The sequence below is a fragment of the Thalassospiraceae bacterium LMO-JJ14 genome, from assembly GCA_021555105.2.
Taxonomy (GTDB): domain Bacteria; phylum Pseudomonadota; class Alphaproteobacteria; order Rhodospirillales; family Casp-alpha2; genus UBA4479.
Genome location: CP134604.1, coordinates 3650001 through 3665721, shown reverse-complemented (window position 1 = coordinate 3665721; position 15721 = coordinate 3650001). Strand labels below are relative to the sequence as shown.

At 58.7% G+C, this 15721-nt stretch carries 12 protein-coding genes and 1 pseudogene (1 of these 13 running past the window's edge); 10 read left to right on the top strand and 3 right to left on the bottom strand.

Annotated features, from left to right (window positions below; all coding sequences use genetic code 11):
- The first annotated feature begins 56 nt into the window (after positions 1 to 56).
- From ptsP to L2D14_17245, 9 genes and pseudogenes are all read left to right on the top strand, one after another.
- Positions 57 to 2330, top strand: a complete 2274-nt coding sequence (gene ptsP / locus L2D14_17285; GenBank protein ID WNJ99603.1) for a phosphoenolpyruvate--protein phosphotransferase — start codon at positions 57 to 59, stop codon at positions 2328 to 2330.
- Positions 2331 to 2479: 149 nt separating this feature from the next.
- Entirely contained in the window at positions 2480 to 4015 is a 1536-nt protein-coding gene (locus tag L2D14_17280; protein ID WNJ99602.1) for a DUF4115 domain-containing protein, read from the top strand.
- Between the two features lie 13 nt (positions 4016 to 4028).
- Complete coding sequence (gene ispG, locus L2D14_17275) at positions 4029 to 5279, top strand: flavodoxin-dependent (E)-4-hydroxy-3-methylbut-2-enyl-diphosphate synthase (GenBank protein WNJ99601.1); 1251 nt, start codon at positions 4029 to 4031, stop codon at positions 5277 to 5279.
- A gap of 18 nt (positions 5280 to 5297) precedes the next feature.
- Entirely contained in the window at positions 5298 to 6542 is a 1245-nt protein-coding gene (hisS, locus tag L2D14_17270) for a histidine--tRNA ligase (GenBank protein ID WNJ99600.1), read from the top strand.
- Positions 6543 to 6547: 5 nt separating this feature from the next.
- Complete coding sequence (hemA, locus tag L2D14_17265) at positions 6548 to 7819, top strand: glutamyl-tRNA reductase (GenBank protein ID WNJ99599.1); 1272 nt, start codon at positions 6548 to 6550, stop codon at positions 7817 to 7819.
- Positions 7816 to 8883, top strand: coding sequence for a peptide chain release factor 1 (prfA, locus tag L2D14_17260; protein WNJ99598.1), 1068 nt, complete (start codon positions 7816 to 7818; stop codon positions 8881 to 8883). The genes hemA and prfA overlap by 4 nt, the downstream gene beginning before the upstream one ends.
- Positions 8883 to 9758 carry a peptide chain release factor N(5)-glutamine methyltransferase gene (gene prmC / locus L2D14_17255; GenBank protein ID WNJ99597.1) on the top strand — a complete coding sequence of 292 codons (876 nt, stop codon included), beginning with the start codon at positions 8883 to 8885 and terminating at the stop codon, positions 9756 to 9758. The genes prfA and prmC overlap by 1 nt, the downstream gene beginning before the upstream one ends.
- A 164-nt stretch (positions 9759 to 9922) precedes the next feature.
- Positions 9923 to 10156: pseudogene (locus tag L2D14_17250) on the top strand (DUF4167 domain-containing protein).
- A 75-nt stretch (positions 10157 to 10231) separates the two neighbouring features.
- Complete coding sequence (locus tag L2D14_17245) at positions 10232 to 10570, top strand: hypothetical protein (GenBank protein WNK01712.1); 339 nt, start codon at positions 10232 to 10234, stop codon at positions 10568 to 10570.
- Between the two features lie 6 nt (positions 10571 to 10576).
- On the opposite strand, the gene L2D14_17240 is transcribed toward L2D14_17245, so the two are convergent.
- The 3 genes from L2D14_17240 to L2D14_17230 form a co-directional block, all read right to left on the bottom strand.
- Positions 10577 to 11338 (bottom strand): MOSC domain-containing protein, encoded by a 762-nt coding sequence (locus L2D14_17240; protein ID WNJ99596.1) that lies wholly within the window; start codon positions 11336 to 11338, stop codon positions 10577 to 10579.
- A gap of 68 nt (positions 11339 to 11406) precedes the next feature.
- A complete protein-coding gene (locus L2D14_17235) occupies positions 11407 to 11772 on the bottom strand; it encodes a hypothetical protein (protein WNJ99595.1) in 366 nt (121 codons plus the stop codon).
- Positions 11720 to 12910, bottom strand: coding sequence for a hypothetical protein (locus L2D14_17230; GenBank protein ID WNJ99594.1), 1191 nt, complete (start codon positions 12908 to 12910; stop codon positions 11720 to 11722). The genes L2D14_17235 and L2D14_17230 overlap by 53 nt, the downstream gene beginning before the upstream one ends.
- 269 nt (positions 12911 to 13179) lie before the next feature.
- Between L2D14_17230 and clpB the strand changes: the two genes are divergently transcribed.
- Positions 13180 to 15721: the 5' portion of an ATP-dependent chaperone ClpB gene (gene clpB / locus L2D14_17225; protein ID WNJ99593.1), read on the top strand. Its footprint extends 50 nt past the window's final position; only the first 2542 of its 2592 coding nucleotides appear in the window; the start codon lies at positions 13180 to 13182; its stop codon lies beyond the right edge, outside the window.

Here is a 15721-nt window from a genome sequence, read left to right as displayed (position 1 = left end):
ATGACCCGGGACCGACAGGGTCCGGGAGCCGATCCATCACCTGAGGAACTCGAGGCATGTCCGAGAGAACGCCCCGCGCCAAGTTGACACCGGCCCCGCGCCGTCTGTTGGCGCGTGTCCGCGATCTGATGGCGGATACGGGAACGGCTGAAAAGCGCCTTGAGCAGATCGCTGAAATTGTCGCTGCCGACCTTGTAGCAGAAGTGTGCTCCATCTATGTCCGTCGCGCCGGGGACATCCTTGAGCTGTTTGCAACGCGCGGCCTGAAAACATCGGCGATCCACAATACCCGTCTTCGTATCGGCGAAGGCATTATCGGCGAGATTGCCGCCATGGCGCGGCCGTTTGCGCTCGCCGATGCGCAGCAGCACCCGAGCTTTGCTTATCGCCCGGAAACAGGGGAAGAAATTTTTCACTCGATGATGGGTGTGCCGATTATCAGAAGCGGCCGAGTCATCGGTGTCATGGCGGTGCAGAACCGGACCCGGCGAAAATATAACGACGAAGAGGTTGAGAGCCTGCAGACCGTGGCCATGGTTCTGGCCGAGTTGGTCGCCGGTGGCGAGCTTATCGACCCGAATGAATTGCTACCCGCCGATGGTCTGGCTTCGGCGCCGTTGCGTCTTGAAGGTCTCAGGCTGAATGGCGGCATCGGTATCGGTCAGGCGGTCGTGCACCGGCCGCATTTCCGCATCGAGCGGCTGGTTGCCGAAGACCCGGAAATCGAACTTGGGCGTCTGCAGACGGCGTTTGTCGAAATGCACGGTGCAATCGACGATATGATGACGTCGGAGCATATGAAAAGCAGCGGTGAACACCGCGATATCATGGAAACCTACTCCATGATTGCTCGCGATCAGGGCTGGCTGAAACGCATGGAAGAGGCGATCAAGGCCGGCCTGACTGCAGAAGCTGCGGTGCAGCGCGTCCTCGATGATTTACGCGCGCGTATGGCTCAGATCAGCGATCCGTACCTGCGCGAACGGGTCCACGATTTTGAGGATCTGGCGCACAGATTGTTGCAGCATCTTATCGGTGATCCCAGCGGCCCCGATCTGTCGTCATTCGAGGACGGGGCGATCCTGATCGCAAAGTCCCTGGGGCCGGCGCAACTCCTGGATTATGACGCCAAGCACCTGAGAGGAGTCATTCTCGAAGAAGGCTCGCCGACGGCGCACGTGGCGATCATTGCACGGGCGCTGGACATTCCGGTGATCGGTCGCATCAAGGGTGTGATGGACCGTATCAGCGAAGGCGATCCGGTTGTCGTCGACGGGGACCGTGCGCAGGTTTTCCTGCGCCCGGGTGAGGACATTCGCCGCAGTTTCCTCGACACCGTTCGTATACACAAGGAGCGCCTGGAATATTATAACGAGCTTATTCCCCTGCCGTCCGATACCAAGGATGAACAGCACGTCACCTTGCTTGCCAATGCGGGATTGCTGGTTGATGTCGAGCAGATGAGTTCTCTTGGTGCAGAGGGGATCGGCCTTTTCCGCACGGAAATCCATTTCATGATGCGCCCGGAACTGCCGAGCATCGAGGATCAGACCGATTTTTACCGGCGGACCATTGAAGTTGCCGATGGACGGCACGTCACGTTCCGCACCCTTGATGTCGGCAGCGACAAGACGCTGCCATATCTTGAAAGCGATGATGAGGAGAATCCGTCTATGGGTTGGCGGGCGATCCGTGTCGGCCTTGATCGTCCGATGTTGCTGCGCCGCCAGATGCGGGCGATGGTCCGTGCCGCCAAACAGTGCAAAACCGATATCTCGATTATGTTTCCGATGATCACCGAGGTAGAGGAGTTCGTCGCCGCGAAGAAACTTCTGATGCGGGAAATCGAGAGTGAAGCGCCCGGGCAGGAAATTCATGCCGGCGCCATGCTTGAGGTGCCGAGCCTTTTGTTCCAGCTCGATCAGTTGATGGCGCAGGTCGATTTTCTGTCCGTGGGATCGAACGACCTGATGCAGTTTATGTTCGCAACGGACCGCGGCAATCCGAGATTGTCGGATCGCTATGATACCTTGTCGCCGGCGGCACTCCGTATGCTCAAGACGATCGTCGACAGCTGTAATCAAGCGGGCGTTCCGGTAACGGTATGTGGCGAAATGGCAGGGCGGCCACTGGAAGCCATGGCACTTGTCGGCTTAGGCTACAGACGGCTGTCGATGGCCAACCCGAGTATCGGCCCGGTCAAGGAAATGACGCGTTCTTTGAACGTCAAGGCGCTGGAGGGTTTTGTCACACCGCTGTTGGGTTCTGCAGAACATAGTTTGCGCGGCAAACTCAGGAGTTTCGCTCTGGATCACGGTGTGGCGGTTTAAATGCTGGAGTCTGCCAGCTTAAAGAATGTGCAAAACCCGATTTACCCTTGTAAATCAAAGGCGAATTGTGAGAATAACGACGCAGAGCGGACCCGGGAAAGCGCGGCGAACGTGATCGCGTCCCGCAACGACGGGTTTAAACGAGCCTTATGAGCAATAAAGACCAGAAAAAAGACCAAGATCAGAAGAACGGCAATGGCCGCTCGCCTCAGGTCGGCGCGTTGCTTCGCGCGTCCAGATTGCGTGTTGGCGAGGACTTGCGGAATGTCTCGGACATCCTGTGTATCCGCTATCTGTATCTTGAGGCGATCGAGGATTGCCGTTATGGGGATTTGCCGGGCAACACCTATGCGGTCGGCTTCATCCGCTCGTATGCGGAACATCTCGGGCTGGACGGTGACGAGGTTGTGCGCCGTTACCGGGTCGAGCAGTCAGGACAGAAAAGCGCCACGGACCTGGCCTTCCCGACACCTGTGCCGGACAGCGGCGTGCCGAAGGGCGCCATCGTTTTCATTGGTGTGCTGATCGCGCTGCTGGTTTATGGCGGCTGGTATGTGACGACGACCGATGAAAGCATCCTCTCGGACCTGATCTCTCCTGTGCCGGATCATCTGAAGCATCTGGTGACCAATGATGATGCGGTCGGCAGTGCTCCAAGCGATGCCAAGCCGGATGATGCCGCAGCAACGCAAAGCGAAACAGCCGCGCCGGAGATAACGGAGAAAGCTACGGCCGAAATCGAAAAAGTTGTTCGTGAAACCACGGCGGCGGCCGAACAAATGGCCAACGATGCCGGTGTCGCCGCGCAGCGTGCTGCGGATTCAACTGCCGAGGCGGTTACGGATACAACCAAAACGGTTACGGAGACCGCCGAAACGGTTACGACAGCGGTGAGTGAAGGTGCGGACGATGCCGCTGAGAAGGTTGAGCCGTCTGCCGAGACGGCAAGCGATGCTGCGTTAGCTGCCTCAAGTGCGCCTGCCGCCATGCCCAGTGAGACACCGGAAACCGAGACCACTACACCTGCAACAGAAGCTGCAACGTCATCCGAACCATCGGTATCGAATGCGGCATCACCGGCTGAAACGGTAACTGAAACTGCCAGTGCGGCGACGCAAAGTGAAACGCCTGCACCATTGAATGAAGCGGCAAGCCCGGCGGCTCCGGCCGTTGAAGCGGCATCTCCCCCGCAATCCGAGACGGCGGAAACGACCCCTGTTATCGCTGAGCAGCCGGCAAGCGAAGGCGAGACGTCGAGTGCACAGCCGGATCAAAAACCGGCTGTCGCCGAAGTCACGGCCGAAGACCTGAATGCGCTGGTGCTGCGTCAGGCGACCGGTGTTTCCGATCAGACAACCGCACCCGCACCGCCTGAGGCGGCTTCGCTTGCGTCTGGTGATGTGGCGCAGACGACGGGGATCGCGATCCGCGCTACGTCGAGCAGTTGGGTTGAAATCAGAAACCCGGCCAACGGCGATATCATCTTCACCGGCCTGATGAATGCCGGAAACGTTTTCAACGTGCCGGATACAGAGGGCCTGACCCTCGATACCGGGAACGCCGGGGCGCTCGAAATCAGCGTCGATGGCACGACTGTGCCGCAAATTGGCGGTGTTGGTGCGGTACGCAAGAACGTCGCCCTTGATGCAGACCGCCTCAAGGCCGGCACTGCCGTTAGCCGTTGATCGGGACCAATCGATGAGCATGCAATCCGCTTCGATCATTCGCCGTCAAAGCGTTCCGGTACGCGTCGGCGACATCGTTATCGGCGGTGGCCCGGTCGTGGTGCAGTCGATGACCAATACGGATACAGCCGACATCAAGGGAACGGCGGAACAGGTTGCTGCACTGGCTGCTGCCGGATCGGAGATTGTCCGCATCACGGTTGACCGAGACGAAGCCGCCAGGGCCGTGCCGCATATCCGCGATGCGCTCGACAAGATGGGCTGCGACGTACCGCTGGTCGGCGACTTTCATTATATCGGCCACAAGCTGCTGACGGAAAACCCGGCTTGCGCCGAAGCGTTGGCCAAGTACCGCATCAATCCCGGCAACGTCGGATTTCGCGAAAAGAAAGACCGCCAGTTCACGACAATGATCGAGGTCGCGCTGAAGTACGACCGCCCGGTACGCATCGGCGTCAACTGGGGCAGCCTTGATCAGGAACTGGTCGTTGCCCTGATGGATCAGAATGCCAAGTCGGCCAATCCCAAACCGGCGCAAGATATCACCGAAGAAGCATTGGTGTTGTCGGCGTTGCAAAGCGCCGAGCTTGCCCGTGAACTCGGCATGGGTGCCGACAAGATCGTGTTGTCGTGCAAGGTTTCCGAAGTGCAGAGTCTGATCCGGGTTTACCGTGCTCTGGCCCGGCAATGCGACTATGCGCTGCACCTTGGTCTGACCGAGGCAGGAATGGGCTCGAAAGGGATCGTCGCGTCTACGGCGGCACTCGCGGTGCTGCTGCAGGAAGGGATTGGCGATACGATCCGGGTTTCCCTGACGCCATTGCCGGGGGGCGACAGAACCGAAGAAGTCATCGTCGCACAGCAGATCTTGCAGACGATGGGCATCCGCTCGTTCATGCCGTTGGTGACGGCGTGCCCCGGTTGCGGGCGCACCACGTCGACCGTGTTTCAGGATCTCGCCGGTAAAATTCAGACATACATTCGCACCCGCATGCCGGAATGGCGTGAGAACTATCCGGGTGTCGAGGAAATGAACGTCGCCGTCATGGGCTGCATCGTCAATGGCCCCGGCGAGAGCAAACACGCGGATATCGGCATTTCCCTGCCCGGCACCGGCGAAACGCCGTCGGCACCCGTATTCATTGACGGCGAGAAACGGATGACCCTAAAGGGACCGGGCATTGCCGAGGAATTTCAGGGTCTCGTCGAGGACTATGTGAAGACCCGCTACGGTAGCGGCTCTGCCTCCGACGCCGCTGAATAGCTGACAGGACTGGAAACCATGGCGACGCTGCAACCTGTACGCGGTACTCACGATCTGCTGCCCGAAGACATGCGCGCGCAGCGCCATGTTGCCGATACCGCCGCGGCGATTGCGCTTTTGTACGGTTTCGAGGAAATGACGCCACCAGTGTTCGAATTCACCGACGTTTTCCAGCGCACGCTCGGCGACACGTCGGACATCGTCACCAAGGAGATGTATACCTTCGATGACCGGGGCGGCGACAGCATCACCTTGCGCCCGGAATTCACGGCAGGCATCGCGCGGGCCTTCATGTCGAACGGCTTGCAGCAGACCGTGCCGGTCAAATTCTTTGCGCGCGGCCCGGTGTTCCGTTACGAGCGTCCGCAGAAGGGCCGCTTGCGTCAGTTTCATCAGGTCGACGTGGAGATACTCGGCGTGCCCGGACCGCAGGCGGATATCGAGGTCATCGCCGTCGGTGCGCATCTGCTCCGTGCGCTGGGGATCGCCGACGATGTGAAGCTTGAGATCAATACGCTGGGCGATACCGAGAGCCGGCAGAATTACCGCGACACCCTGATCGAGTATCTGACGGCGCACAAAAGCAAATTGTCCGAAGACAGCCTGAACCGTCTGGAAAAAAACCCGCTCCGCATTTTCGATTCGAAGGATGAAGGCGATCGCGCGGTGATGGCCGATGCGCCGTTACTGAGCGAGCATCTGAACGATCATTCGCGCGAGTTCTTCGATACCGTGCTTGAAGGCCTCGCCGATGTCGGTGTTGCGGCACACATAAACCCCCGGCTGGTGCGCGGTCTCGATTACTATTCACACACGGCGTTCGAATTCGTTACCGACAAGTTGGGCGCGCAGGGTGCGGTGCTGGCAGGCGGCCGTTACGATGGCCTGATGGAACAGATGGGCGGGCGCCCGATGCCGGGAATCGGATGGGCGGCAGGCGTTGAACGACTGGCGATGATGGTCGGTCATGCGGCTGGTGCGGTGCGCCCCATCGCTGTCGTGCCGGTCGGTGCAGATGCCGGACGTGCGGCGATGAAAATTACCCAGTCGCTCCGTGAAGCAGGCTATCATGTCGACCTGGGTTACAGCGGCAATATGGGAAAACGCATGAAGCGGGCCGACAAAATCAACGCCATCGCAACAGTTATCCTTGGTGAGGATGAATTGGCGCGCGATGCTGCCAGCGTGCGCGACATGCAAAGCGGCGAGCAAACCGAGGTGCCACTCTCGGACCTTGGGGAGCACCTCGCCAAGTATCGCTAGCGACCGTGGCCGGCGACTCCACAACATCGCGCATCCCTCTGATCACCGGCGTCAATCATCGCAGCGGCAGTTTAACCCTGCGTGACAAGCTGTTTGTCGAAGACGCGGACGTGCCTGATTTCCTTGAAAAATTACGAGATCTGGGGATCGATCAGGCAGTTGTCCTGTCGACATGTGACCGGGTCGAAGTCATCACGATGAGTGGAGATTCCGACAGGGATCAGGGCATCATCGTAGATGCTTTTTCGCAGCACGCCGGCCTTCCTAATGATGAAGTTACGTCGGCAATGAAGTGTCATATGGGGACGGAAGCCGTGCGTCACCTGTTCCGCGTGGCATCGTCCTTGGAAAGCGTTGTCGTCGGCGAGCCGCAGGTGTTGGGACAGGTCAAGGCATGCCACCGCATGGCGCGGGATCATGGGGCTGTATCGGGCGACTTGGAAAGGCTTCTGCAGTCTGCCTACAGCGCCGCCAAACGGGTCCGTACGGAAACTGCAATCGGTGAACGTCCGGTATCGATTGCCGCCGTCGCCGTCGGGATCGCCCGTGAAGTGCATGGTCGACTGGAAGATACCCGGGCGCTGTTGATAGGAACCGGTGATATGGGCGAGGTGATCGCTGAAGAGCTGCAACGTGGTGGTCTCGGGGTGCTTTCGGTCTGCGAATTTGGCAGACCAGCAGCGGACATGATCGAGAGGCTTGGCGCATATCGGATCGAGCCTTCCGATCTGACGGCGGCCCTGGCCGATGCCGATGTGATTGTCACGGCTATCGGCGGGCGCGCCCAGGCACTCAGCGCCGACATGGTGCGTCTGGCTTTGAAGGCACGCCGCTCGCGACCGCAGTTCATTGTCGATGCCAGTCTGCCCCGCGATGTCGAGACGGCGGTCGACAGGCTCGATGATGCGTTCCTATACGACTTGGCGGACCTTGAGCGTCTGGCCATGGAGGGACAGGCCCGTCGCTCGTTCGAAGCGGAATCGGCCGAGCATATCGTCCTTGCCGAGGTCGAGGGATATCAGAAAGGGCGGGCAGAGCGAACCGCGACGCCGGCTTTGAGTGCGCTCCGTCGTCATGTTGCTGCGTTGCGCGAAAGCGTGCTGCTGGAAGCGGGCAATGACGCCGAAAAAGCAACGCATTTACTTGTGCAGCGCCTGTTGCACACACCGAGTGAACGGCTGCGCGCGAAGGCCCATTCGGGAGAGGACATCGCCGCCGCTGAACGGATGATCCGTGATTTATTCGATATAGCCGATGATGGAGACGACAAGCCGTGAGCATGGAAGAACATCTGCAGCGCGTGACGTCGCGGTTTGACGAGCTGACGCATCTGATGTCGGAAAGTAACGTTTCCGGCGAAACATATGCGGCGCTGTCGAAAGAATATTCCGACCTGTCGCCAATTGTTGCCGCGATAAATGCCTTCAACGAGGCCCGCCAGCAGTTCATCGACGCGGCGGCACTTGTAGATGATCCGGACAGCGATGCCGAAATGCGCGCCTTGGCCGAAGAAGAATGCCGGGAATTGAAAGCGCGGCTGCCGGAGCTTGAGGATGCGGTGAAACTAATGATGGTGCCGAAGGACGAGGCCGACAGCAGGAACGCCATTCTTGAAGTCCGTGCCGGCACCGGCGGTGATGAGGCCGCGCTTTTTGCCGCCGATCTGTTTCGCATGTATCAGCGATATGCCGACCGCATGGGATGGAAATTCTCCATCATACATCTGCAGGAAACGGGGATTGGCGGGGCCAAGGAAGCGATTGCCGAAATCACTGGGCGCGACGTGTTCCGCTATCTCAAATTCGAAAGCGGCGTGCATCGGGTGCAGCGTGTGCCGGTGACGGAATCCGGCGGCCGCATTCATACATCCGCGGCCACCGTCGCCGTGATGCCGGAAGCCGAAGAGGTCGACATCCATATCGAGGACAAGGACCTGCGGATCGATACTTTCCGTGCCCAGGGCGCCGGGGGGCAGCACGTCAACACGACCGACAGTGCCGTGCGGATCACCCACCTGCCGACCGGTATGGTGGTGTCGCAGCAGGATGAAAAATCACAGCACAAGAACAAGGCCGCGGCGATGAAGGTGTTGCGCGCGCGCCTGTTCGATGCCGAGCGGGAACGCCAGGCCAGCGAGCGCGCCCAGAACCGCAAGCAGCAGGTCGGCTCCGGCGACCGCTCCGAACGTATCCGCACATATAATTTCCCGGAACGCCGGGTAACCGATCATCGTATCGGTTTGACGTTGCATAATCTGGACAGTTTTCTAAACGGCGAGATAGACGACGTCGTCGATGCGCTGCTTGCCGAAGACAACGCGCAACTTCTTGCGAGCATGTAATGACCACCATAGGGTCGGCGCTGGACGAGGCTTTAAAGACGCTCAAGCGCTCCGGTATCGAAAATGCGAGAATGGAAGCGCGGCTTTTGCTGGCGCATATCCTCGGTCTGTCGAGAGCTCAGGTATTCAACCGTATCAATGAAGATGCCGATGATGCTGGACTGCAGGCGTTCCATAATGCCGTGAGACAACGCGCCACTGGGACGCCGTTGGCGCATATCACCGGCAAACGGGAATTCTGGAGCCTCGATTTTCAGGTGTCGCCGGCAACACTGATCCCGCGACCGGATACGGAAACGGTGATCGAACTCGCGCTCGAGATTTACAAGGAGCGGCCGTATCCGAAAAAGATTCTCGATCTCGGCACCGGCAGCGGGTGTATTCTCATGGGTCTGCTGACATGTTTCCCCGAGGCAACGGGATGCGGCATGGACATTTCAGAAGAGGCATGCCGGATTGCATGCAGCAATGCACATGCGCTGGGTCTTGATCCTCGCTGCGAAATTATCGAGGCAACATGGGCAAGCGGAATCAATGAAACCTATGATCTGATAGTTTCGAACCCTCCCTATATTCCAAGCGCTGATATTGGAAGACTTGAACGTGATGTGCGAGATCATGAACCGCTGTCCGCACTTGATGGTGGCGCGGATGGCCTTGACGCGTATCGTGAATTGCTGCCGCTTGCGGAGAAATCCCTGGCTGGCGATGGTGTGTTGATAGTTGAAGTCGGGATCGGCCAGGCTGCAGACGTGTTGGGACTCGCAACGCACACAGGACTTTTACCAGGCCCCGCAAAACGTGATATTGCCGGCATTGAAAGGGCGATTTCTTTTTGTAAAAAAGGTGTTGGAATTCCCGGAGCCACAGGCTAACTTCCTTTCAGTTCAGCCTTTCGGGGTTGAGGGGGGAACGCCAAACGGCGTCCAAAAACCCACCGTTCCACGTTCTGGTCATCTTTCTTCGGGGGAGGACTCTCAGCCGAGCAAGAGCTTGGTGTGACGTGGGCACTGTCTTACACAGATAAGCATCTGAGATAATGAAACACGGTCAAAATAATAATAGACGTCAACGGTCACGCGGTGGAAACCCCCGCAGGTACCCGAATCAAAAAGGCGGCTCTTTCGAGAGCAATGGTCCAGAAGCGAAAGTCCGCGGAACGGCGCAGCAGGTCCTTGAAAAATATCAAGCCCTGTCACGCGATGCGTATTCTGCGGGTGACCGGATTCTTGCCGAAGGCTATCTGCAGCATGCCGAACATTATTACCGGATTTTGAACTCTGAGAGTGAAGGGTCCGGACGGGATGGGAACCGCGGTCGTCAGGTGCATGGGAACCGTGACGAAGACATGAACCGCGATGATGATATGGATAACGAGGACGACAATCCGCAGTCGAACGCCAAATCCAATTCTCAGTCAGACGGGGATTCCGAATCGCGGGCCGAAAGCCGCTCGGCGCCGGACGGCGACGACGCGAACGGGCTGAAACGCACCGTTTCGCGCGGCCAGAATGGGAAGCGCCGTCAGCCGGATGCAGAAACACCCTCTAGCGATACAGATGCCGTAACGGAACAGGCTGCAGCCGATGATGCCGAGCCGGTAGCGCCGCGCAAACCGCGTGCACGCCGTCCGCGCAAGACGGAACAGCCGGTCGTTGATGCAACGGACCAGTCCGCAGCAGACTGACAGTCTTCAGACAATTCTTATCTCATCGCCGGCCTTGACTGTGCCGCCTTCGATGACATGTGCGAATACGCCGCAATCGATGTGGCCGTAGCCGCGCATCATATCCTTTGGAATATTCAGATCGCGTTCGGCAGTTGTCGGGTTGACGTTGGTTGCGGCGCACCGGTCGATAGGCATGACGATTTCCAGACGTGCGCCGCCCACGGCGATATATTTGCCGTAAAGATCGAATTCAGCCCACGCATCAAGACCATCAATCATGAAGTTGCCGCGGAACCGCGCTGGATCGATTTCGCTGCCGACGACCCGGGCCAGATCCTTGACCGAGTTCAGGTTGATAATGGAAATTACCGGTCTGTCGTGATCGGACAGGGCATGCCCGTCTGCGGCTTCGACCAGCTTGGGTCGACCGCGGGCTTCTTCCTTCATAAAGGCGGCAAAGAAATCCTCGATCATGGTGCGGCCGATTTTCTGGGTCAGTTGGCCGCGCGCCACCTGATTGCCGCCCCTGCGGATGGTCAGGGTTGCCGTCGTGTCGTCAAATTGCGTTTCGAGCTGTGCAAGTTTTTCATTGCGCATCAGGCACAGGAAGCTTGATTTGGGCATCCACTGCGATATGGCCCCGGATACGGGGGTCGAGCCCAGCGCCAGTGCGTAATGACGGTCATAAGGCAATGCCGCATCGGCACTTAACGTGACCGCGTCGAGGCGATCAGGGCTCAACCCTTTCACCGGATAACGGCAGATATTGTCGAGTGCGATGGTCATGGCCGACAGATTGGCGAGCCCTCATGAAGCTGTCAAACGGTTGCGCTTCATGGCTCATCGGTGGCTTCTCAGGCAAGGCCGCCTTGAATCAGAAGCTTATGAAAATCACGCAGCGCTTTTTCGGCTTTTACCGGATCCTCGATCCCCTCGATGAAATGCGCATCGAAATCCGGTTGGCGCAGTAATTTGACGATGCGTTTGCGCGCCAGTTTCAATGCCTTGCCTTCTGGCAGGACACCGGCCCCACAAAATTTAACCAGACGCACGGCACGGTCGCGAATATGTGTGCTGGGGCTGTCCAGGCGTTCGATAATATTTTCGTCGAGCAGGTAGCGTTCCAGAACGGTGTCGATGTGTTCCGTTACATGATGTTTTACATCGTCAGGCAGCTCCGAAGATGCCGCTGCCTGATATGCCCCGGTAGCCGTCACCATGCGGTCCTTGTGGGACATGAACTGAAGGCAAAGTTGATTGATGACGCGCGCGCTGAAGACAACGTCGAGCTGCTGGACGATATCGTCCATGTGCTCGTCGATGAGCTCGGTTTTCGACAGTTCGGCAAGATACATGGTGCCTCGGACGGGATCGGACAATGCCTTGACGGTTGCCCCGATGGCGGCGCGCCGGCCGGATCTCCCGCCGGCCTCGACGAATTGCGAACCGCGCATGGTAAGTGCTTCTGCGGCCTGAGCACCGGAGAGAATACCCTCCGGCACCAGCAGCCGGGCCAGGACGCGCTGGTACTCCTCCATCTCCTTTGATGGATCGGCTTTGTAAAGCAGCGCCGAGGATTTCCTGAATGACGTTGGCTCCAAGCAAATCGGCAATCACGGTGTCGAGCAAAAGGGTCGCCGTACGGTCGGTTTCCCGTAGCGCCATTTCGCAAAGCAGGTCGAGCTTGCCGATCCAACTGGGTAATTTAATCAATTCACACGACAGCGTAACCATGGCCAGATATTCGACACTCTGGCTCTGAATTTTCGGAACGCCGGCGATCGTGCGCGAGAACTTGCCGCCCAGTTTCGGCAGTTTGATTGATACTGCCTCGTGCGCCTGTTCGGCAATCTGATCAATTATTATGTTCAGCTCGGCCTGTCGTTGCCTGTTACTTTTTCCCTGTCCCTTGACTTGTAACGAAGCGATGTGACTGACGGCCGAAAGCCTGAGGGAATCGCGCTCGAAAAGACGTTGCAGTTGTTTATGGCTGTGCAGTACTTCGGTCGGGGGCAGGGTCACGTCTTCAAGATATTCGCGGAACAGTCTGTTCAGGTGCATCCGGCATTCGAGACCGAAGAAATCCTTGGGCGTCTTGCAATAAGGCTTAATACTTTCGATCGGTGTGATACGGACGGGCTTGTCACCGGAAACCGACTGGGTTTCCTCAAACACGACAATTTCATTGATCGTCCCGTCACGCATTGTCCGGTTGGCGACAACCCGTGCCCCTGCGCATTCGGGATCTTTCAGGTATTTCGTGGCGAGGGCACGCGCATCCATTTCGCTGCCCCGGACGGCTTCCGTGGTCCAGCGGCTATCGCGGAGAATCTGAATATCGAACTCGCTCAGTGCCATCGTTCTGTGGCCGCGTCCCTCTTCTTGGAACCAATTCTGGGACAATCTTGTAACCTGTAAGTGTTATCGGGTGATTTCCGATTATTTCACGCATGTAATCGGATTGGGGCGTATCTACATTGCCTGAAGGGCGCATGATATTTTCATGTGGATAGACTTGCGGCCCTCGCCCTGCAGGCCATATTTGGAGTAAGATATCCACATACCGCGAGGGGTTATCGCTGCCCGATTGGGGGTGATTGCCACCGGCGCATTGAAAGGACGAGACCATGGATTTTGAAAACTTTACCGACCGTGCGCGGGGCTTTATACAGTCCGCGCAAACACTGGCGCTCAGGACCAACCATCAGCAACTGACACCGCTTCATGTGCTGAAGGTTCTGCTTGAGGACAAGGAAGGCCTGGCGGCAAATCTGATCGATGCCGCAGGCGGTGATCGCGGTCGCGCGATCGAAGGCGTGAACCGCGAATTCTATAAAATTCCCAAAGTCGAAGGCGAAGGTGCGGGCCAGCTCTATCTCGCACCTGAAGCGGCACGCCTGTTCGATCAGGCGGAACAGCTTGCCGAAAAGGCTGGTGACAGCGTCGTGACCGCCGAGCGGGTTTTGCTCGCGATTGCCCTGGCCAAGGACACGGTTGCCGCGAAGGTGCTGAGCGATGCCGGGCTGACGCCGCAGAACCTCAACGCCGCGATCAATGAATTCCGCAAGGGCCGGCCGGCGCACAGTGCCAATGCCGAAGACAATTACGACGCCTTGAACAAATATGCCCGCGACCTGACCCAGGCCGCGATGGAGGGGAAACTCGACCCGGTTATCGGCCGTGACGAGGAAATTCGCCGTACCATTCAGGTGCTTTCCCGCCGCACCAAGAATAACCCGGTGCTGATCGGTGAGCCCGGTGTCGGCAAGACCGCCATCGTCGAGGGGCTGGCACAGCGTATCGTCGACGGCGATGTGCCGGAAAACCTGAAACAGAAGACCCTGATGGTTCTGGATCTGGGCGCACTTGTCGCTGGGGCGAAATTCCGCGGTGAGTTCGAGGAACGCCTCAAGGCCGTCCTGAACGAGGTGACGCAGGCGGCCGGGCAGATCATCATGTTCATCGATGAAATGCACACGCTTGTCGGCGCCGGTGCGGGTGAAGGCTCGATGGATGCGTCCAATCTGCTGAAGCCGGCATTGGCGCGCGGCGAGATGCACTGTGTCGGCGCGACGACGTTGAATGAATATCGCAAGTATGTCGAAAAGGATGCGGCCCTGGCGCGGCGTTTTCAGCCGGTGTTCGTCTCCGAACCGACGGTCGAGGACACGATTTCCATTCTTCGCGGCATCAAGGAAAAGTACGAACTGCATCACGGCGTGCGGATTACCGATTCTTCGCTGGTTGCCGCCGCGACGTTGAGCGCGCGTTACATTACGGATCGTTTCCTGCCGGATAAGGCGATCGATCTGGTCGATGAATCGGCGAGCCGACTGAAGATGCAGATCGACAGCAAGCCCGAGGAAATCGATGAACTGGACCGGCGCATCATCCAGCTCAAGATCGAACGTGAAGCCCTGAAAAAGGAAACCGACAAGGCATCCCAGGATCGCCTCGTGAAAATTGAGGGGGAGCTTGAGGGGCTCGAAGCAGAATCCGAAGAGCTGACCAGCCGGTGGGAGGCCGACAAAGCCTCGCTGGCTGATACGACCAAGCTCAAGGAAGAGCTCGATGCCGCCCGCATGGCCGCCGACAGGGCGATCCGTGAGGGTCACCTCGAGGAAGCTGGGCAACTGACCTACAGCGAGATCCCGCGCCTCCAGGAGGCTCTTGAAAAAGCCGAGGATGGGTCGGAATCGCATATGGTCGACGAATCGGTGACTGCCGAACATGTGGCGCAGGTGGTTTCACGCTGGACCGGCATTCCTGTCGACAAGATGCTCGAAGGCGAGCGCGACAAACTGCTGCGTATGGAAGAAGCACTCCGCGGCCGGGTCATCGGCCAGGACGATGCGCTGGTTGCCGTTTCCAACGCGGTCCGCCGGGCGCGTGCCGGTCTCGGCGATCCGAACAGGCCGATCGGCTCTTTCCTGTTCCTCGGGCCGACCGGTGTCGGCAAGACCGAGCTGACCAAAGCGCTGGCCGAGTTCCTGTTCGATGACGAGCAGGCCATGGTCCGCATCGACATGTCGGAATTCATGGAAAAGCATGCCGTCGCCCGTCTTATCGGGGCGCCGCCGGGCTATGTCGGGTATGACGAGGGCGGATCCCTGACCGAAGCGATTCGCCGCCGGCCCTACCAGGTGATCCTGTTCGACGAGGTCGAGAAGGCGCATCCGGATGTCTTCAATGTGTTGCTGCAGGTGCTGGACGACGGACGTCTGACCGATGGCCAGGGACGCACCGTCGATTTCCGCAATACCCTGATCATCATGACCTCGAACCTCGGCAGCGATCTGATCGCGGCGCAGGAACCCGGCCACGATCTCGAGGAAATCCGCCCGCTGGTGATGGAAGTGGTGCAGTCTTCGTTCCGCCCGGAATTTCTCAACCGGCTGGACGAAACCATCCTGTTCCGCCGTCTGGCGCGCGAGCATATGGACGGTATCGTCGAAATTCAGTTGGGCCGGTTGCGCGAACGCATCATGGACCGGGGCATCACGCTGAAGCTCGATGGCGCGGCGCGCGGCTGGCTTGCCGATCAGGGCTACGATCCGGTGTACGGTGCCCGGCCGCTCAAGCGGACGATTCAGCGCGCACTGGAAAATCCGCTGGCGCAGGCGATCCTCGAAGGCCGCATCAACGACGGCGACGAGATCAAGATCTCTG

Excerpts from the sequence above, each read along its gene's own strand:
- prmC (WNJ99597.1), top strand. The coding sequence starts at position 8,883 with ATGACCACCATAGGGTCGGCGCTGGACGAGGCTTTAAAGACGCTCAAG.
- L2D14_17230 (WNJ99594.1), bottom strand. The coding sequence starts at position 12,910 with ATGGCACTGAGCGAGTTCGATATTCAGATTCTCCGCGATAGCCGCTGG.
- L2D14_17280 (WNJ99602.1), top strand. The coding sequence starts at position 2,480 with ATGAGCAATAAAGACCAGAAAAAAGACCAAGATCAGAAGAACGGCAAT.
- L2D14_17235 (WNJ99595.1), bottom strand. The coding sequence starts at position 11,772 with ATGGTGACGGCTACCGGGGCATATCAGGCAGCGGCATCTTCGGAGCTG.
- L2D14_17245 (WNK01712.1), top strand. The coding sequence starts at position 10,232 with ATGAACCGCGATGATGATATGGATAACGAGGACGACAATCCGCAGTCG.
- hisS (WNJ99600.1), top strand. The coding sequence starts at position 5,298 with ATGGCGACGCTGCAACCTGTACGCGGTACTCACGATCTGCTGCCCGAA.
- ispG (WNJ99601.1), top strand. The coding sequence starts at position 4,029 with ATGAGCATGCAATCCGCTTCGATCATTCGCCGTCAAAGCGTTCCGGTA.
- L2D14_17240 (WNJ99596.1), bottom strand. The coding sequence starts at position 11,338 with ATGACCATCGCACTCGACAATATCTGCCGTTATCCGGTGAAAGGGTTG.
- ptsP (WNJ99603.1), top strand. The coding sequence starts at position 57 with ATGTCCGAGAGAACGCCCCGCGCCAAGTTGACACCGGCCCCGCGCCGT.